At 43.3% G+C, this 19485-nt stretch carries 13 protein-coding genes; 4 read left to right on the top strand and 9 right to left on the bottom strand.

What is annotated here, in order from left to right; all coding sequences use genetic code 11:
- Positions 1 to 319: 319 nt before the first annotated feature.
- Positions 320 to 1216 (bottom strand): helix-turn-helix domain-containing protein, encoded by an 897-nt coding sequence (locus NH462_RS03405; RefSeq protein ID WP_253104037.1) that lies wholly within the window; start codon positions 1214 to 1216, stop codon positions 320 to 322.
- A gap of 102 nt (positions 1217 to 1318) precedes the next feature.
- Here NH462_RS03405 and NH462_RS03400 point away from each other — a divergent pair, with 102 nt between their 5' ends.
- On the top strand, positions 1319 to 1834 hold the full coding sequence (locus NH462_RS03400) for a cysteine hydrolase family protein (protein WP_253104034.1): 516 nt from the start codon (positions 1319 to 1321) through the stop codon (positions 1832 to 1834).
- Between the two features lie 362 nt (positions 1835 to 2196).
- Here NH462_RS03400 and NH462_RS03395 read toward each other — a convergent pair whose 3' ends face one another.
- A complete protein-coding gene (locus tag NH462_RS03395) occupies positions 2197 to 4374 on the bottom strand; it encodes a malate synthase G (RefSeq protein ID WP_253104031.1) in 2178 nt (725 codons plus the stop codon).
- Between the two features lie 247 nt (positions 4375 to 4621).
- Here NH462_RS03395 and NH462_RS03390 point away from each other — a divergent pair, with 247 nt between their 5' ends.
- The gene (locus NH462_RS03390; RefSeq protein WP_253104028.1) at positions 4622 to 6226 is read left to right on the top strand and encodes an isocitrate lyase; all 1605 of its coding nucleotides are present in this window, start codon (positions 4622 to 4624) and stop codon (positions 6224 to 6226) included.
- Positions 6227 to 6714: 488 nt separating this feature from the next.
- Positions 6715 to 8763 (top strand): ATP-binding protein, encoded by a 2049-nt coding sequence (locus NH462_RS03385; RefSeq protein WP_253104026.1) that lies wholly within the window; start codon positions 6715 to 6717, stop codon positions 8761 to 8763.
- An 84-nt stretch (positions 8764 to 8847) separates the two neighbouring features.
- Here NH462_RS03385 and NH462_RS03380 read toward each other — a convergent pair whose 3' ends face one another.
- Complete coding sequence (locus NH462_RS03380) at positions 8848 to 11391, bottom strand: TonB-dependent receptor (RefSeq protein ID WP_253104023.1); 2544 nt, start codon at positions 11389 to 11391, stop codon at positions 8848 to 8850.
- 358 nt (positions 11392 to 11749) lie between these two features.
- Between NH462_RS03380 and NH462_RS03375 the strand changes: the two genes are divergently transcribed.
- Positions 11750 to 12235, top strand: a complete 486-nt coding sequence (locus tag NH462_RS03375; RefSeq protein WP_253104021.1) for a hypothetical protein — start codon at positions 11750 to 11752, stop codon at positions 12233 to 12235.
- 72 nt (positions 12236 to 12307) lie between these two features.
- Here NH462_RS03375 and rmuC read toward each other — a convergent pair whose 3' ends face one another.
- The 6 genes from rmuC to NH462_RS03350 form a co-directional block, all read right to left on the bottom strand.
- Positions 12308 to 13789, bottom strand: a complete 1482-nt coding sequence (gene rmuC / locus NH462_RS03370; protein ID WP_017216880.1) for a DNA recombination protein RmuC — start codon at positions 13787 to 13789, stop codon at positions 12308 to 12310.
- 62 nt (positions 13790 to 13851) lie between these two features.
- Positions 13852 to 14538: a response regulator gene (locus NH462_RS03365; RefSeq protein WP_253104017.1), complete on the bottom strand. Its 687-nt coding sequence runs from the start codon at positions 14536 to 14538 to the stop codon at positions 13852 to 13854.
- Positions 14539 to 14543: 5 nt separating this feature from the next.
- Complete coding sequence (locus tag NH462_RS03360) at positions 14544 to 14747, bottom strand: hypothetical protein (protein WP_010376203.1); 204 nt, start codon at positions 14745 to 14747, stop codon at positions 14544 to 14546.
- Between the two features lie 18 nt (positions 14748 to 14765).
- Positions 14766 to 14987: a hypothetical protein gene (locus NH462_RS22995; protein ID WP_366033228.1), complete on the bottom strand. Its 222-nt coding sequence runs from the start codon at positions 14985 to 14987 to the stop codon at positions 14766 to 14768.
- A 264-nt stretch (positions 14988 to 15251) separates the two neighbouring features.
- Complete coding sequence (locus tag NH462_RS03355; RefSeq protein WP_253104014.1) at positions 15252 to 18344, bottom strand: DEAD/DEAH box helicase; 3093 nt, start codon at positions 18342 to 18344, stop codon at positions 15252 to 15254.
- A gap of 170 nt (positions 18345 to 18514) precedes the next feature.
- The gene (locus NH462_RS03350; RefSeq protein ID WP_069019168.1) at positions 18515 to 19477 is read right to left on the bottom strand and encodes a ParB N-terminal domain-containing protein; all 963 of its coding nucleotides are present in this window, start codon (positions 19475 to 19477) and stop codon (positions 18515 to 18517) included.
- Between the last annotated feature and the right edge of the window lie 8 nt (positions 19478 to 19485).

The raw sequence follows: 19485 nt of genomic DNA, 5'->3' as shown, positions 1-19485 counted from the left end.
ATATGCGCGATTTACATCTAGGTCAGAGTTTCAAATAAAACTCATTAACAGACCGTATATATGACAGCAATCCTGTCCCTGTTATTTACTAAAGAAACCTTGCAATAAGGGAGGAGACCATATATGAACTCGGGGTAAGAAGTTAGTTAAGGTACTAAAATACCTAAGTTCAAAAGCGTAATATCACTCTAGCCAGAAGTTATTTCTTAATACAAGGCAAATTTGTGCGTCAATAGCTGGCCTATTGCAAGCTAATTTAACGCAGTAGTAAGGGATAACAGCTGCTAGAGAACAAGTTGTTATCCCGGGTTCAGGTTAACTAGAAACGTTTTCGAAACTCGTTTGGCGTTAAGCCCATACACTTATTAAACACCTTACGGCAGGCTGTCGTATCCTCGTATCCTACCTGGTGCGCAATCCAATCAAATGGCTTGCTCGTGCTTTCTAATAAATCACACATTTTCTGCACCCGAAACCTTTGCAGATATTGATTTGGATTGAGTCCGAGCACCTTAGCAAACCGTCGCTGTAAGGTTCTTTGCGTAAGTAGAGCGATATCAGCTAGTTCTGTAATTGAAATATTGCGACCATAATGGGTGTTAATGTATTGCTGAGCGCGCAGCACAGCATCATCGCCATGTTGAAAGTTTGGCTGAAATTGATGATAGTAGCTCTGCTCCCGCTGAGCCGTATCTACGACTAGCGTTTTGCCTAACTTGCGCATGACTAAGTGACCGCTATATTTTTTGACTAGCTCTAATCCAAGATCAAGCCATGACATTACGCCACCAGCCGACATAATATCATTGTGATCGATTAAAATTTTCCGCGTATCGATAGGCTGGTTAGGAAAATGCCGTTTAAATGCCTCAGTTAACCCCCAATGCGTGGTAAGTAAGCGCTGATGACTTAGCCCCGAGGCCGCAAGTATAAAAGCCCCCGCACAGGCAGAGGCGATAACTGCACCTTGTCGGTGTTGCTGAGTTAACCAAGCAAGTAATTGAGGCTCAGGTTTAAGGTAGTAATCAGAATTAACACTCGGCGGCAAATCCCCCTTTACAGCACAACTGAAGGTAACAACATGTGTTGTAAAGCGGGTATCCTGTGACTCTTCGATACAAATTCTATCTGCTAGAAAAAACAGCTCTTCTAGACCATACACAGCCGACTTCATCGCGTGAGGATAGTGACAAATCGCCACTTTGATTGGTTTCATCTACATTGTCGAATTTGAACTCAAAAATGTCATTTTAGACACTCCAGTCAAAGTTACAACTCCAGCACAATACCTCTGCAAATTAACTAACGAGGTAAAAAAATGAACAACAGCGCACTATTGGTGATCGACATTCAAAATGACTACTTTCCTGGAGGGCTTTTCCCGTTATGGAATACCGAAAATACACTAGCAAACATCAATACAGCTATCAAAAAAGCAGCAGAGCAAAATATGGAAGTCATTTATGTCCAGCACATAGCTAATCCAGAGCAAGGAAAAGCACCATTTTTCAATGCCGACACTAGCGGTGTCGAGCTTCATAATGGCCTACGCCAAGCGCAAGAAAACGGCCACCATATCGTAAAGTCCTACGCCGACAGCTTTGAGCAAACCTCTTTAAACGATTTGCTCCAATCTAAAAGTATCGACACTTTATATATCTGCGGCATGATGACACAAAACTGTGTAACCCATACCGCGCTATCGAAATCGGCGGAGCAATACAATGTCTACATTCTCAGTGATTGCTGCACTGCCGTAGATGAAATGATCCACAAAATTGCACTCAACGGTGTTTCAACACGAGTACCGTTAGTCACCTCATCGCAAATGTAGCCTATGCTCGTCGTGATAAATCACGACCTACAAACCCAACGTAGGTCGAGGTTTACCTCGACACATACCTCAACAAATATTTCGACAAGCATCTTAGCAACCCACGATGAAAAAGCTCGTCGTGATAAATCACGACCTACAAACCCAACGTAGGTCGAGGTTTACCTCGACACATACCTCGACACATACCTCAACAAAAATCTCGACAAGCATCTTAACGACCCACGATGAAAAAGCTCGTCGTGATAAATCACAATCTACAAACTAAACATTTAGGTCGAGGTTTACTTCGACACAAGCATAAAAACCAAAAAGGCTGGATTGACCAGCCTTGATTTGAGTGACATCGAAATGAAAAGGGACTAATTAGCCTGCTGCTTATAGGCTTGTCGATAGGCGTGAAGTAGCGGTTCGGTATAACCATTCGGTTGAACTCGGCCTTCAAATACCAAAGATAACGCCGCTTTATAGGCAAGGTTTTCACTAAGCGATTTATGGTCATTGAGCATTGGTTGGTAGAGGCTGTCACCTTCGTTTTGACCATCTACCACAGCAGCCATACGTCTAAAGGTTTTTTCTACTTGCTCTTCGCTACAAATGCCATGATATAACCAGTTAGCGATATGCTGGCTTGAGATCCTAAGCGTTGCTCTGTCTTCCATTAATCCAACGTGATTGATATCAGGCACTTTTGAGCAACCTACACCTTGATCTATCCAGCGCACCACGTAGCCCAAAATACCCTGCGCATTATTGTCTAATTCGGCTTGGATATCCTCCGCAGACAAATCGTTTTCTAACATCAACGGGGGTGTGAGTAAGTTATCGAGCGATGCTTGCTGACGTGTTTTTATCTCAAGTTGGCGTGCAAACACATCCACATAGTGATAGTGCATCGCATGGAGCGTTGCTGCGGTAGGAGAGGGCACCCACGCAGTATTAGCACCAGACTCAGGATGACCTTGCTTTTGCTCCATCATCAGCGCCATTTTATCTGGCATTGGCCACATTCCTTTGCCTATTTGTGCCTTTTTCCTAAAGCCAGTTTTAAGGCCAATATCCACATTTTGGTCTTCATAGGCCGCTATCCAAGACTGTCCTTTAATTGCCACTTTGGGCAATACAGGGCCCGCCAGCATTGAGGTATGAATTTCATCGCCTGTTCTATCCAAAAAGCCGGTATTGATAAATACTACACGCTGCTTAGCGGCGGCGATACACGCTTTTAAGTTTACCGAAGTACGGCGCTCTTCATCCATAATCCCCATTTTAATGGTATTTTTGGGTAACGAGAGCAGCGTTTCAACTCGACTAAATAGGGTATCAGTGAAAGCGACTTCTTCAGGGCCGTGCATCTTCGGCTTCACGATATTGATACTTGCTGCCGTCGAGTTTTTAAACGGACTATTGCCTTGTAAATCATGCAGCGCAGCCGTGCTTGTCATGATGGCATCTAAGATCCCTTCGAACTGCTCGTTTCCTTCTGCATCCAGTACCGCTGGCGTTGTCATTAGGTGGCCAACATTACGCACAAACATCATAGAGCGACCTTTGAGTGTCATACGCTGGCCTTGTGTATCTACGTAACTTCGGTCGGCATTTAGCGTCCGAGTCAGCGATTGACCTGACTTTTCGAAGGTTTCGCTCAAGCTCCCTTTCATCAAGCCTAACCAATTTTGATATACCAATACTTTGTCTTGTGCATCCACCGCAGCAACCGAGTCTTCACAATCCATGATTGTCGTCAGTGCAGCCTCAAGGACGACATCTTTGATCCCGGCTTTGTCTGCCTGTCCTATCGGATGGTGTGGATCAATTTGGATCTCAATATGCAGATCATGGTGGCGCAGCAATACCACGCTTGGATTTTGTGCCTCCCCTTGATAACCCACCAGCTGCTCAGGCTTTTGCAGTGCAACTTGGGTGCTGTCGTTGAGTGTAATTACCAAATTGCCGTCTAGAATCGCGTAGTTCGTACTTTCTATGTGAGAACCTTCTGCCAACGGCAGCGCTTTATCGAGAAACTGCCTAGCATAAGCCATGACTTTAAATCCGCGATTCGGATTATAGGCTTGAGTACGCTCAGCGCCATCTTCTTCGCCAAGGACATCCGTTCCATAAAGCGCATCATACAAGGAGCCCCAACGCGCATTAGCCGCATTGAGCGCAAACCTTGCGTTACTAACAGGCACCACTAACTGAGGACCAGCTGCGCTCGCAATTTCAGGCTCCACATGCTCGGTTTCGATGGCAAAATCTTCAGGCTCAGGCTGCAAATAACCGATAGATTCAAGAAATGTCCGATATTCTGCAGATTGCCAATCAGGATGAGAGAGGTGGTAATCGTCAATTTGCTGTTGCAGGGTATCGCGTTTGTTGAGTAACGCTTGGTTTTGCTTCCCAAGTTCCGAAAAAATATCCGCTACGCCTTGCCAAAATTGATTGACCGCGATCCCCGTACCGGGAAGTAAAGATTGCTCAACAAACTGCGCCAGTGGAGTCGCAATTTGGAAGCCTGAATGAGTGACATACTTGCTCATGGAGAGTCCTTGATTAACATTTTTTGAACGGGATAGGTCAAACATAAAACAATTTTTGGAAAAACGAACCCCTTTTCCCATTCACAAAAAATATACTCGCAATAATAACTATAAATTTAAAAAATCTAATTTATCGGCCTAGTGTTTAATTAAGCCCGCAGCCAACCACTCTCACACCGGTTGGTTTCGTGTAACAAACAACCAGAATTTAATTTGATTTATAGTACCCGTTCAAAGGAAGCTAATTATGTCTCAGTATCAAACTCAGTTAGATCATTTCTCTAGTCTATGCCAAAGCCAAGGAAAAACTTGGCAATCTATCAGTCCTGAGTATGCCAGCCGTATGCACCTACAAAACCGTTTCAAAACCGGTTTGGACATTGCAAAATACACGGCCAAGGTGATGCGTGAAGACATGGCAGCGTACGACGCAGATAGCAGCCAATACACGCAATCGCTTGGTTGCTGGCACGGTTTTACCGCGCAACAAATGATGATGGCCGTAAAACGTCACAATAAAACCACAAAACGCTCTTACGTATACCTAAGTGGCTGGATGGTTGCTGCGCTGCGCTCAGAGTTTGGCCCACTACCTGACCAAAGTATGCATGAAAAAACAGCAGTTCCAGCTTTGATTGAAGAGATCTACACCTTCCTCAAGCAAGCCGATGCACGAGAGCTAGATCATCTCTACAAAGATCTTGATGCAGCAAGAGCAAAAGGCCAAGATACAACAGAGATCCTTAGCAAAATCGATAACTTCGAAACCCATGTAGTGCCTATCATTGCTGATATTGATGCTGGTTTTGGTAACGAAGAAGCAACCTACCTATTAGCTAAACAAATGATTGAAGCGGGTGCTTGTGCAATTCAAATCGAAAACCAAGTATCGGATGCAAAACAGTGTGGCCACCAAGCAGGTAAAGTAACGGTTCCCCATGAGGACTTTTTAGCTAAGATTAACGCTGTACGATATGCTTTCCTTGAGCTTGGTGTTGAAGATGGCGTTATCGTCGCACGCACCGACTCATTGGGTGCAAGTTTGACGCAAAAAGTGCCAGTATCAAAAGCGCCGGGCGATCTTGCGAGTCAATACACCAGCTATTTAGACACCACGCCAGTGACCTCGGCCGCAGACTTACAAGAAGGTGAGATGGCAATTAAATTGGGTGGCGAACTGCAAAAGCCAGTTCGCTTAGACAACGGTCTATACCAGTTCAGAGCAGGCACAGAAAAAGATCGTGTGGTACTAGACTGTGTAACCAGTCTTCAATCAGGCGCAGATCTATTGTGGATTGAAACCGAAAAGCCAAATATCGAGCAAATTGCCGAGCTAGTTAACCGAGTTCGCGAACAAGTGCCTAACGCTAAGCTTGTATACAACAACTCGCCATCGTTCAACTGGACATTAAAATTCCGTGAACAGGTATACCAGCAATGGCAGGAACAAGGTAAAGACTTATCGGCATACCCAAATCCAAGCGCGGATGCAAAAGTGTTGATGGCACCAGAGTTAGACGCAACCGAATTGGCAACAGAAGCCGATCTACTGGTGCAAAACTTCCAGCGTGACTCGTCAAGAGAAGCGGGGATTTTCCACCACCTTATTACACTGCCAACTTACCATACAGCAGCGCTCAGCACTGATATTCTGGCTGAAGGCTATTTCGGTGACGCGGGTATGCTTGCCTATGTACGCGATGTGCAACGACAAGAAATCCGTCGCGAACAAGCATCAGTTAAACACCAAGACTTGGCGGGCTCTAATATCGGTGACACGCACAAAGAGTATTTCTCTGGTGAGAACGCACTCAAAGCAGGTGGTGAAGCCAATACCATGAACCAGTTCTAAACACTCGATTTAGATAACGACTTATATAGTTCCTTAATCAGCAAGGGCCGTCAGGCCCTTTTATCTATTGTGGATCAGATTTTTACTAGCCACTGATAACTTAGATCACATATTTACCAACGTCAGTTGTTCAGATCATATTTTTACTAACCTAGACCTATTTGAGATCAGAATTTTATTAACTCAACACCTAACGATCCCGATCTTTACAGTAAAGATCTAAGATCCAGACAAAAAAGAGCGCATTTGTGACTTTTTTCACTTTCACAAACCAAAATTTTACTAACTAAACCAGCGACAGGTCACATTTTTACTAACTTACTTAGTAAAATTTTGTTCTGAGTTTATTTTGACTAAAAATAAAAATATAACTAACCTCAGATTTATAAGCACTTCATTCTGCTGTAAACCCCCTTTACACTTTCCATATTTACCCCACTTTTCCATGTAAAACTATAAAACTGATTACAGTACATTGAAGTTGATACATGACCCCCATTAAGAACTTAATAAAAGCAGTAGCACTGCTTATAGCGATGCATTGCCAGGCCGGGAATACAGTTATCAAGGAAATAGAAGATTTAGAAAAGGCAGGCAAATACACCGAAGCCTTAGTTAAAATTGAAACGGCCAGTGTCAGTGAAGAAGAAGAAACGCGATATCAAGCGATTTATTTGCAGGCCATGATTTATCGAAAGCAAGATTTATATGAGAAATCAATATCTACCCTTAGCTATATCGAAAAGCAGTTTTTCCTTACCGAAGCGCGCAAGTATGAAGTATACAGAGAGATAGGTATTAACTATCGTAACCTAAGCCAGCTTGAGCAGGCCGAGTCTTTTTATTTAAAAGCGCTCACTTCAGCCGAAGCAATGAATAAATCAAATTTAGTTGCGCAAACCTATAATAATCTAGGCGTTGTTGCCGACCATAGAAATCTGCTTGCGCAATCTATGCAATACCACTTAAAAGCCTATGAATTACTAAAAGGAACTGATCAGTACGAAAAGCAAGGGGCTAATTTTTATAATCTCGGTGATATTTCTGTGCGTATGGGGGATGAGGAAAATGCTGAGTATTTCTTTCAACAAGCTCTCGTTGCAGATAAAGCTTCAAAAGAATTACGCAACGTCGCAGGCACAGCCCTTCGCTTGGGCGAGCTGAAGTTTAAGAACGGCAAGACGGACGAAGCGTTAGCGCAAACAAAAGAGGCCATTGAATTTCTAAAAGAGCTTAATGCAAGGGTTTCTCTAGCCAGAGCATATCGTACTTCCGCACTGATCCATATAGCTAAGGCTGACTTAGACAGTGCCCTGTCGGATGCACAAGCAGGCATTGAGTATGCCACTCAAACCAGTTCAACACTGCAACAATTTTACGCCTACCTGACGGAGTTAGAAGTAAGGCTAAAACGCAAAGAATTAAACAAAGCAAAAACACTACTCACTAAGCTGGACGCCCTAACCGAAATTGAAACGGCAGAGCTACTGCTCGAAAAATATCATCGCCTTAAAGCGATAACGCTTGCTGCACATCATGAATACGCCCAAGCCTATCAATTTATGAAATCGACTTCAGAGCTGCAGACTCGACTTCATGAAGCATTACTAGAAAAACAAGTAAGTACCTATAAAGCCAGTATTGATGCGCTTATTCAATCTCAACAACTGGAGCAGGCCCGCTCAGCACAAGCCATAACCGAGGTTAACTTACAAAATGCTAAGCTATCCACACAAATGTGGGTAACCGCAGCAATCTCGACCTTTTTAGCTGGATTATTTCTAGTCGGATTTTTTGTCGTCAAACATAGAAATGCGGCACTAAAAGCAAAAATGTATCAATTGAACATTGAGCATAAAGATAAAATGCTGGCCGATATTTCCCACGAGTTACGCACGCCACTCAGTGTCTTAAAACTCCATATAGAAGCGATGGAACACAATCTTATTGATGACAGCACAATTGCATATGCCAAGATCAACAACAAGATAAATCAGCTAAATGAATTGATCTCGAACGTATATCAATTGTCTCAAGCAGATCATGACGCACTTGTGATCCATCCTCAGCAGCATGGCGCGAAAACGGTTATCCAAAGCTATGTGTACGATATTGAAAGATTAGTAACAAGCAATAAGTTGCAATTTATCGCCGACATTCACGTCGATGATATGAGTATTTATATTGATAAACCTAAGCTGGATAGGGTTATCGATAATCTTGCTAAGAATGCATGTTTATACACAGATAAACCCGGCAAGGTAAGGTTTAAAGCTGTGGTCAATAAACAAGGACTATTTCTACAAGTCGATGATAGCTCACCAGGCGTATCAGAGGCCGAGCAGAACAAACTGTTTGAACGCTTGTACCGTGTCGAGGCATCGAGAAGTCGTGCGACAGGAGGCTCAGGTCTTGGTTTATCTATTTGTAAGAGTTTAATTGAAGCGATGAATGGAAAAATCACAGTGAAGTCAGGGAAGTATGGCGGTTTGTGTATTCAGATAAACTTACCTCACGCGGTAGATGTACCAGCATAAAGTACCCGCATAAAATGCGAGTTGATATTAAGTAAAGTACAAAAGGCCGAGCAGATGCTTGGCCTTTCCTCTTTCTAAGCTTGCTTAGAAACGGTAGCTGATATTGCCATACACAAAACGACCATCGGTGTTATATGCCGAGAACGCAGAGTAAGGAAAGATCTGGTTAAACGTTGTATAACCAATATTACTAACAGTATCTTGTGGATATTGATCAAATAGATTGTTAGCGCCTACAGCAAACTTCCAGTTGTCACCTAGGTTATAAGCCACTTCTAAATCAGTGATCCATTTAGCGTCTAATACTTCATCGCCTTCTACTGCACTCGAAGAGTCCACCGTTTCACCATAGCGTGTGGCACGTAATGTCGTCTGCCAATCGCCAAATTGCCAATTTGCAGCTAGGTTCCATTTGTCTTTTGGTGTCCCATCTTCAAATCGTGCAATTTCACGACGAGCAAAGTACTCATAGCTGTCACCAAGGGCTTCAAGCTCAGCAGGATTTGCTTTTACATGCGTCACTTCAGTGTCATTGATGTTTACCGCAGCACTTAAACGCAGATCACCGTAGTCGGCAAGATCAAAACTGTACGTTGCTACGATATCCACACCTCGAGTACGCGAGTCGATAGCATTAGTGAAGTACCTTACACTTTGCGTATTGAGCTCACCCGCTTGCTGCAAAATATTAATGACTTCAGGACCACCTAAATTCTCAGAAAGTACGATGCGATCGTCGATGTCAATTCGATAGGCATCCACAGTAAATGAGAACGCGTCTAGTGTATAGACAAAGCCCGCCGTCATATTGACCGACTCTTCAGGCTCAAGCTCTCGAGCACCTAGCGCTTTTGCAGCTGGCGTATCAACAGGGAAGTGGCCTACTTCACTCGGTACGCCATTTTCAAATACCGTAGCAATGGATTTATAGGACGTTTGAGCCAATGAAGGCGCTCTAAAACCTGTGCTTACAGCACCACGTAGTGAAAAGTTATCCGACACCACATAGCGCGATGCCAGTTTACTGGTGAAGGTGCTGCCAAAATCACTATAATCTTCAAAACGACCCGCCAAAACGACATTCCAGTCCTGCGTTAAGTAGGTATCAAACTCTGCGAATAAAGCGATGTTATGACGAGATTCATCGACAGCACTTGCTGGTGAGAAACCAGCGAGCACCTGCGCACCACCAGCCGCAACGGGATTGCCTTCTGCATCAAGCACGGTGAGGTAAGACGCTTCTTCACCGACTTCTATTTCATAGGTTTCACGGCGATATTCTGCACCAATCGTGAAAAATACGTCATCCGGTAAGCCCAAATCCAATGCCGTTTTAGCATCAGCATTCACAAGCCACTGTGAATAAACTAAAGCGCCGTTATTAAACTCAGTCGGGCTTGTTACCCCCATCGAAGTATTCAAACTATTTACGACACCCAAGGCGAAGTCATTCACACCATAGTTTGTACTGATATCGTAATCCCACTCACCTTGAGTGCCTTTTACACCAACCGCAAAAGAGTAATCATCTACATCGCTGACGATTTGAGGCAAGAAGCCATCTGGGTACACCGCCGTTAAGTTGCGGCTGTCATTTGCGCGACGATAGAAACCACCGGAGTTACCTTCACGTGTTGAGTAGCTACCAAATGAATAAAGTTCGGTTTCCGCATCTAGGTTGTAACCTGCATTATAAAATAGTGCAAAGTCTTCCACTTCGGCTTTACCAAAACGGTGGTTGTAGCGATCGAATGAAAACTCTCTTGAGTCAAGTTGACCATTTTCATCACGAGCATATTGCTCTCTTGGATCGAAGCCTGAACGATTAGTTGGTTTTTTATCTCTATATTCGGCAGATAGGTTAATAAAACCATCATTACCTAAAGCAAAACCAACGTTGGCACCAATTGTTGTAGTACCACCATCATTACGCTTGCGGTCATCTCCTAATACAAACTCTAAATCGCCCGCAGCGTTTGCACGGGTTTGTAATAAGTCAGGGACACCAGCCATCTGTGTATCGTGCTCACCATAGGTCACACTAATACTGCCACCTTCTTCGGCATCTTTAAGCACAATATTAATAACGCCAGCAATGGCATCTGAGCCGTATTGAGCAGCAGCGCCATCACGCAGTACTTCTATACGCTTAATCGCGGCAGCTGGAATGGTATTTAAATCAACCGCCGTTGAACCACGACCAACGGTACCATTTAAATTCAATAATGCGCCGGCATGACGACGTTTACCATTTACCAGTACTAAAGTGTGATCCGGTGCTAAACCTCTAAGCACTGCCGGACGGGCGTGATCCGTACCATCCGCCAGTGTTGAATTTGGGAAGTTAAAACTAGGCACGAGCGTAGTTAGTACTTGGCTCAGCTCCAGCTGACCGGTACTTTGCATATCTTCTAAAGAAATAACATCTACCGGCACCGTGCTCTCGGCAACACTACGAAGACTTCTTCGCGTACCAGTGATTTCGATGACTTCAACACTTTCTTTGGCTTCAGTGTTGTTACTTTCTGCTTGCGCATGAATTGAAATAGTTGAAAGAAGCGCGGCACCGACAGCCAACGAGATTGGCTTGCGAACAGCGTTTTCCAGCTTGTTATTAATAAATTGCATAGTTTGTCCCGTGAATATGTTGAACGCAGAGTCTGTAAAAGACCGATTACTACTTAATTTAGTCAATATGAAGATAAATCAAGACTGAATAAGGCACCCAAGTAAATAACACAAAATGCGGTACGATACCCATTCGACTTATGACCAAAATGTTGGTACTTACTAATTCAATACCAGCCTAAAATTAAGTCACTATCATAAGAAAAGACGCGGATTTTAGAATTATTCTTTCACCGAGAATAAAGAATTTTTTGATCTACCTTATACCTCATAAGCGCACTGGTCTGATGTTTGCCCACTCCATCTTTACTCCACATTGAAGCGCTTAAATACCAGTATGCAGAAACGGAGAGTACCAATGACACAACGGACGCTAAAACATGCTGAATGGTTGAAAATTGTTGAATTTAGAGCGAACCAGCAGCAACTTCAAATAAAGCCAAAAAATAAACTATCACCTGCTGTGATTTGGACTTTTGTACTAGCCACTATTATTTCACTGGTAAGTGCATGGGCATTTGTTACCGAAACGCCAGAGGCACCCACTCAGGAGCTTAGTAAAGAGTCCCAAATGCGTATCAACCGCCACTTTACCAAACAGTACATGGTTGGAAGCTGGCAGTTCTCACATTTAAAAACCAGTAAAGATGACATCAATGTGTTTATCCGTATCCCGACTAAACTCGCATTAACGGGACAGGCACTTAAAGGTTATATCGAGCAGTCACTATGCCCACCGGCCAGTAGTAATGTTTGGCGTGATGTCAGCCAGTTTGCGCTTTATATGCATTTGTACTCGGACACGCCACGCCACAGCGATTATGCCAAGTGCAAGGCACCTTAATCATTTCAGGTTAAATTCTTTTATCTTTCGTTCAAAGGCCCGATGGGCCTTTTTTGTTTTTTAATTCAATATTTATTTCGAGCTATCGTGGTTGCCAAGCGGGCTTACCGGCTCAAGCTCAAGTTTGGCTTTTTCTTCGAGTTCTTCGGGTAGCTCTTTGACTACAGCAACACCTAGCTCTTTAAATTCAGAGGCTTGCTTTATTAAGTTGCCCTTACCCATATACAACTGAGAAAACGCGCGCTCGTAACTCTCTTTCGCTTTATCAAGCTGTTTGCCCACCCCTTCCATACTATGTAGGAAGCTATTGAGCTTGTTATAAAACTTCTCAGCTCGAAGCGCCAGCTCTCTGGTGTGCTTGCTTTGTTCTTCAAAACGCCATAGCTGTTTGACTATATTAAGGCTGGTTAAAAGCGTTGTTGGCGTTGCCACCAATACATTGTTTTGTAAAGCGTCCTGATAAAGCGTTGGCTTATGCTTAACCGCCTCAACAAATGCAGATTCCACAGGGATAAACATAATGACTACCTCTGGGGAGTTAAGACCAGGTAAGCGCTCATAAGACTTACTACCCAACTCTTTGATCCGTGCAGTGATGGCTTCGGTGTGTGCCACAATGGCTTGATTCGCTTCACTATCTGTTGTGGCATTAATATACCGTGTATAGGCATTCAATGAGGTTTTAGCGTCAATAACCAGATGACGAGATTGCGGTAAATAAACCACGACATCAGGGCGAAACTTTCCTTCGTCGGTATTAAAGCTTACTTCTCGCTGATAGTCGTAACCTGGACGTAGCCCAGCGCTATCTAGCACATTTTCAAGCATGAGTTCGCCCCAGTTACCTTGTGCTTTCTTTTGACCTTGTAACGCAGTGGTCAAACGATCGGCTTGCTCAGTCATGGCTTTATTGTTGGCTTGTAAGTGCAGCAATTCAGTTTTTAATGACGCCCGTTGCTTAAGCTCTTCACTATGAATGGCTTCCATTTTATCTCTAAAGCCCTTTAATTCACCTTGTACTGGCTGCAGCAACTGCTGGATTTTTTCTTTACTTTGATGACTAAAACGCTCGCTTTTCTCATCAAATATTTGATTCGCGAGATTGTGAAACTCTTCTTTAAGCTGGACTTTCGCTTGTTCAAGCTGCGCAAGCTGTTGCTCAAAGCTGAGTTGCTTTTGCTCCAGCAAGGTTTGCAGATTGGCCATTTCAACTTCTAACTCATGAGCATGTACTTGAATTTCTTCCTTGGCATCGAGCTCTCGCTGCCACAGCTGCTGATATTCAGCGGCTTGCCGTTGACGCTCAGCTAATCTTGCTTGCAATTGCTGCTGTTGGCCATGACTTTGTAGTTGCTGTGCTCTTAATTGCTCAGCGAGTTGCTCGGCTTGGCTTAGTTGCGACCTAAGTGCTTGCTCGGAGGCGAGTTGAGTGTTGAGTTGATTTTTGAAAGTGCTGCGTATGACCCAAACAACGGGGAGTAAGGTAGCCGCACCGCCTGCAAATAGCGCAAGACTAAACCATGCAGGCGTATTGGAGAGCATTGACCAAAGCATATTGAGATCTCATCGGTTCTTCTACTTTGATAATACCTTAGATATAAATTTCAATCACTTAGTCATTCAGTGATCTGTTGACCATTGTAGCGATACCCGGCGCCATATACCGACTCTACAATTTTCGGAGATAAATCTAATCCTTTGATTTTCTTTCTGATATTTTTAATGTGGCTGTCGATTACGCGATCCGAAATATCAAAGTTATCCGGTTGAATATAATCAAGAATTTGCTGTCTTGAAAAGACACGGTTTGGTGCATCATATAAAAGCGCAAAGACGTCAAACTCAACTTTGGTTAAGCCTAATGTACTGCCATTCAGTTTAACCGTTAATTCTTCGCGATTTACTTCGATAGGCTTTTGATACGCATTGGTATTCACACAACGACGTAAGATCGCTTTCATGCGCATCACTAATTCAGCGGCGCTAAAAGGTTTACATACATAATCATCTGCGCCGACTTCTAAACCCTTTAAACGGTCTGCTTCTGCCACTTTGGCAGTCAGCATAACAATAGGTACTTCAGAAAACTCTCGAATTTGACGCATACACTCTACGCCATCTTGGTTCGGCAACATGATATCCATCAAGATTGCATCTGGTTGGTTTGCCTTTACCCAAAGTACAACTTCAGCACCGTCTGCAATATGAAACATTTCAAAACCGGATGCTCTAAAAAACAACAGCACCTGCTCTGCAATATCTTGGTCGTCTTCGACGAGCAAAATTCTTGATGGGGTAGACATAGGATTTATTTACTCTTTGCTTTTAACTTTTTCAATTGTTGTCTAACTTGACGCTTTAACTTGTCTGAAAGCGTGTCATCGAACAGTAACATGGTCAGTATACTAGACAAGTCTTCGGAACTCGCAACTTCATTAAGTAGATCATAGTCTGATTCTGATTGTGTCTCAATAAAGTTTAAGTGTGAAATTGTCGCATCGTAGCAAAGCATAACGTTATCCTAATTGGTCTATGGCGTTTCTCCGTTATAGCTATTAAAGCGTGAGATTATGGAATAAAAATGGAGTGAATGATGTTTTAGGGCCTGTTGACCTTTGCTGTTTGATTTTTGTTCTTCTGAGTGTGTTTTGATCGCGACGCTCGACTTGCCGCCTAGTAATCTAGGCAAAAGTTGAGCAACAATGAACAAAGCGCACTCAGGTGAACCCAAAGGGCAGCGCTTGATTGGCATTTCTACTATGTAATCGCCAGACTTACATAGAATGATTATGCTACGCAGGCTCTGCCTTGTATAAATACCAGTCAAACTGCTGCAAAAACAAACTTGAAAGATAAACAGGCCCTAGAGCCAGAAAAAAGAAAAGCCAACTTAATTAAGCTGGCTTATTACAATCAGTAACAAAGGGGGAAAATCAACATATGCCTACTGTTTCAACAATGTCACAACAAGCACTATCATAGACCTTCACCTTTGTTGATTAGTTCCAAATTATTTTTAATTTTTTATCAGCGCTAGCATTTGCGACTCATCAAACTGACCAAGATTGACACCAGACTCAGCAAATAAGGCGTCAACAAGGGCTTGTTTATCGCGCTGCATCTTAAACACTTTCTCTTCGATAGAGTTCGCCATAATCAATTTGTACACGAATACCGGCTTATCTTGGCCGATACGATAGGCGCGATCTGTTGCTTGATTTTCTACCGCAGGATTCCACCAAGGATCGAAATGGATAACCGTATCTGCTTGAGTCAAATTCAAACCAGTTCCCCCAGCTTTTAGGCTTATCAAAAAGACATTGCACTTGCCTTGAGTAAACGCCTCAATGGCTTTATCCCGTTGCCTTGTCTGCCCTGTCAGCATAGTGTATTTCAACTGTTGCTGTTGGCACTGCTCAGCAATGAGATCTAACACGCTGGTGAACTGGCTGAAGATAATTATCTTACGGCCCTCACTGAGTAGTACTGGCAGGTGTTGCGCAAGCCACTCAAATTTAGCGCCATGTTGGTCGGTCAGTGATTTATCAACCAATTGTGGGTGACAGCAGATCTGACGTAACTTTAACAAGGCATCGAGGAACGCCAGCTTACTTCTTTCAACGCCTTGCTCCTGAAATAGATTGAGCAATTTGCTTTCTACTTGGTGCTGAACACCTTGATATAGCTTATGTTGTTCATCAGAGAACTCTAATTCTTTGATGAGTTCTGTCTTATTGGGTAACTCTTTCACTACCTCAGCTTTTGTACGACGAAGAATAAAAGGTGCGATCAGCGATCTGAGTTCTCGAGCTCTAGGGCGATCTTGTTCTTTTTCTATTGGGATCTGGAAGTGTTGTTTAAACTGCTGCTTAGTCCCCAGCACATCAGGCATGACAAAATCGAGCAGCGATTTAAGCTCGAGTAAATTGTTCTCTACCGGTGTGCCACTTAAACAAAGTTTGAAACGCGCGGATAGGCTCTTTACGCATTTAGATATTTGTGCGCTTTCGTTTTTAATATATTGCGCCTCATCCAACACAATCGAATCAAAATCAAGCCCTTTATAATACGCCACATCACGCTTAAGTAGCGGATACGTCGTTAGAATAAATCGTGCACCTGACAAGTTAGTAAGTGCTTCCTCTCTATTGGATCCATGAATAATAGTGAGAGGTAGGTGCGGTGCGAAACGTTTAAATTCGTCACGCCAGTTCCCCACTAAACTCGTCGGACAGACAATTAAACTTGGTTGTGTCACTAGCGTATTGTGCTGAGAAATAAAGTAAGCAATAACCTGAAGCGTTTTTCCAAGGCCCATATCATCGGCCAGAATGCCACCTAGCTGATGACGATTAAGGAATTTAAGCCAGTTAACACCTTGCACTTGATAATCTCGTAGGGTGAAGCTCTGTCCTTCGCTGGCAGGGATCACGTCAAGATTTTCTATCGGTTTATCTAGCTCAGCGAGGTAATCAAGTAGCTTTTGATCATCTGAGTCGGCATGAATATGAGTCAGTTCAAACAGCTTTTTGGCATACGACAACGGAAATTTAAATTGTGAGCTCGAAAGGTAATAACTAAAACGGGATTTCAGCTCCAGCAATTCATCAAATATGGATTTGCTAATGGCATAGAACTGCTCGCCTATTTCGACGTAGCGATATTCATGGGCGAGGTTGTTAAGCTCATGAACCGGATGCTTATCCCAGTTGAGCGTAACGGGTTTGTCATCTAACATCACCTTTCCGAGCACATGATGTTGTTTATCTCGTTTAAGGCTTAACAGCACTTTAGGTGTAACAACGAGGCCATTGCTTGGCAGCTCGTCAACAATCCAACGTTTACCTTGTAAAAGCGGCCTGATCTCCCTGTTAAACCAATGAACTTCAACGCCATCCTTAGTTGGTAATAAAAATTCGTCGCCCTCATGGACAAAGCCCAGACCTGTGAGTACCTGCTCCAGCCTTGCTAACTGCTTTTTCGTCGCGCCTTTTCCAAGTGGCTCAATTGCAAAACGAATTTTATTTGGCCTATCTAGTTTTATAAGCTTAGCAACATTAGATTGCTTACTCGCTAACTGCAAAAACCCAGCAGGAGGCGCAATAACATCATCCGTAAAGATATCTTGGAAACGTGCCATCACCTGCTCTAGCTTTTCAGCCGTGATGGTAGGCATAGTATGAAGGTGGGCGATTTCCTGCGCGGTAAGCTCTGATTCAATTCGGCCAACGACCAAGTTTTCAGTATCTAGATACACAGGAGGTTCGGTTTTAATCAAGCGCCAGTGTTCAACATTCGCCAGACGGCTTTTAAGTTGGTATTCATTGCCTTCTTGATACCAGTAAAAATCTAGCGTTTGCTTGTGCCCAAGCTCCAAAGGTTGACGCTGGTTACGATAAAAACAGCGATGGGTATGTACAAGTTGTGTGAGTGCATTAAAGCCCCAAGCGCCAAATAGCTCAAAATGACCCGGTGTATTTTGCGAGCGGATCCAGCTAAATAAGCGAAAATCATTTTCTAATAAACCAGCAGGAGCGACCTGACTGTTAAGCTGCTGCTCAGTTAACACTCGACCTAAGGGGTAAACACCATCGGGTCGATTTGGCGATACCTTAGGACTTACAAGGACTTCGTTTGCTCGAGGCTCTAACACAAAGAGTAAGACGTTTTCCGCGTCTGCTTTATCGACTTGCTGCAACTGCCCGAGTTCATTAAACCAGTCATTAACCAAATAAGCCTCACCAAAGCCGCCAGAATGTTCGATTTTAAGTTTGAGCAATACCGCGGCAATGTGCCGACATTTAGGATTATTTGAACAAGAGCAGTTTGCTTCGACCGAAACGGTACCTTGTGATTGGTTTATTTTGATGTGCTGAGTGAAGGTATTGCCGTAATTTCCCAATACCTGCGCGTCGATTTGCGCAAAGTTTTCGCTGTGTTGAAGGTAGCAGACTTGTTCGTCTTTCAAATACTCCTTAGCTTTCGCAAGTAAAGCTGAATTGAAGTACTGACGAAGAAAACGTTCAGACAAGGGAAATTGATTAGCCTGTTCCTGTTTGATTTCCTCAAATAAGGCGAAAAGTTGCTCTTTAGATAACTGCGAAGACATTAAGTGCACGTCAAAATTAAAATAAAAAGCCAGTATATGAAATTAGTGATTTGAGCTAAAGAGAGAAATGCGAGAAATTCGCTAAAAAAGGACTGGTTGGAGGTCAACTGACTAGAAAAAGCGCCGAGTTGCTTGATAATTCAACCAACGCGGCAATTTTTGAACAAACCTTAATTGTAACTGCTAAGTAACTTTTGCAATTGTTCCAAACGCTTATCAGTCAATACTCGATTATCTATTTTCACGGTGACATCACCGCTTTTAAGATTTCTTTGTACTCGAATGTAGTCGTTCTCTAGCATGGACTCCACGCGTGAATCGCTACTTCCGAAAGTAGTCAAGAATTTAGTGATCTGAACAGCACGTTTCTCATCTGACATCTCTTCAGTCATAAAATCTTGCGCTTTAAGTGCAGCAATTTGCTCTGAAAACTGCTCTGGTTGTTCTTGTTTCGCAGTGATGAGCTTTTTAGCCGCTTCACGGCCTAAATGATTCGCCGTTGGATATAACTGCAATACTTCGACCGGAATGCTTTCATAAGCTTTCAATGCGTCTGCGATAGCTGTGTGAGAAACACCTTCCACGGCAGCGATTTCTCGATACGATCCTTTTTGGCCTTGTTCGATCAAATTATGCTTAGTATCAAAATAGGCTTTACCCAATTCCCAAAGGCTCGGGGCGATGTATTGATCGGAAGATACCGCTAATGTTTTTGCATCTTCGTCACTAAAGTCTTTCGAGCTCAACACCACATAATCAGCTTCGGCCAGCAAACAGGCTTTACGGCGTCTTGAGCCCGATAAAACGTGAAGTTTGCCATTATGTTGCCAACATAGGGCGGGGTGGAGATTACGTTTATCTTTTTTAATGGCAGGTAATATATCTGCGACCGCTTTTTCGCTTAATAAGGATTGCTCACGGCGATTCTGCCCATAAACTGTGGTTTTACTCTCAATTTCGCTAAACGGCACTACTTCACAGGTCAGTACTATGGTTTTTGTCGGATCGCTTGGCGCAGGCATAGTAACCACATCGCCTACTTTAGCCTGATCTAAAAGATCGTCGAGGCTACTGCCTTCAACCGCAGTAGCAAAAGGATCAATTCGTGTATCATTTTTACGTTTTCTAGCCATTATTAATA

The sequence above is a fragment of the Pseudoalteromonas sp. OANN1 genome, assembly GCF_024124685.1.
GTDB lineage: Bacteria > Pseudomonadota > Gammaproteobacteria > Enterobacterales > Alteromonadaceae > Pseudoalteromonas > Pseudoalteromonas piscicida.
The sequence above is the reverse complement of the archived record's forward strand: the minus strand, read 5'-3'. Positions and strand labels throughout refer to the sequence as shown.

Excerpts from the sequence above, each read along its gene's own strand:
- NH462_RS03400 (WP_253104034.1), top strand. The coding sequence starts at position 1,319 with ATGAACAACAGCGCACTATTGGTGATCGACATTCAAAATGACTACTTT.
- NH462_RS03350 (WP_069019168.1), bottom strand. The coding sequence starts at position 19,477 with ATGGCTAGAAAACGTAAAAATGATACACGAATTGATCCTTTTGCTACT.
- NH462_RS03380 (WP_253104023.1), bottom strand. The coding sequence starts at position 11,391 with ATGCAATTTATTAATAACAAGCTGGAAAACGCTGTTCGCAAGCCAATC.
- NH462_RS03390 (WP_253104028.1), top strand. The coding sequence starts at position 4,622 with ATGTCTCAGTATCAAACTCAGTTAGATCATTTCTCTAGTCTATGCCAA.
- NH462_RS03360 (WP_010376203.1), bottom strand. The coding sequence starts at position 14,747 with ATGCTTTGCTACGATGCGACAATTTCACACTTAAACTTTATTGAGACA.
- NH462_RS03355 (WP_253104014.1), bottom strand. The coding sequence starts at position 18,344 with ATGTCTTCGCAGTTATCTAAAGAGCAACTTTTCGCCTTATTTGAGGAA.
- NH462_RS03375 (WP_253104021.1), top strand. The coding sequence starts at position 11,750 with ATGACACAACGGACGCTAAAACATGCTGAATGGTTGAAAATTGTTGAA.
- NH462_RS03405 (WP_253104037.1), bottom strand. The coding sequence starts at position 1,216 with ATGAAACCAATCAAAGTGGCGATTTGTCACTATCCTCACGCGATGAAG.
- NH462_RS22995 (WP_366033228.1), bottom strand. The coding sequence starts at position 14,987 with ATGCCAATCAAGCGCTGCCCTTTGGGTTCACCTGAGTGCGCTTTGTTC.
- NH462_RS03385 (WP_253104026.1), top strand. The coding sequence starts at position 6,715 with ATGACCCCCATTAAGAACTTAATAAAAGCAGTAGCACTGCTTATAGCG.
- rmuC (WP_017216880.1), bottom strand. The coding sequence starts at position 13,789 with ATGCTTTGGTCAATGCTCTCCAATACGCCTGCATGGTTTAGTCTTGCG.
- NH462_RS03365 (WP_253104017.1), bottom strand. The coding sequence starts at position 14,538 with ATGTCTACCCCATCAAGAATTTTGCTCGTCGAAGACGACCAAGATATT.
- NH462_RS03395 (WP_253104031.1), bottom strand. The coding sequence starts at position 4,374 with ATGAGCAAGTATGTCACTCATTCAGGCTTCCAAATTGCGACTCCACTG.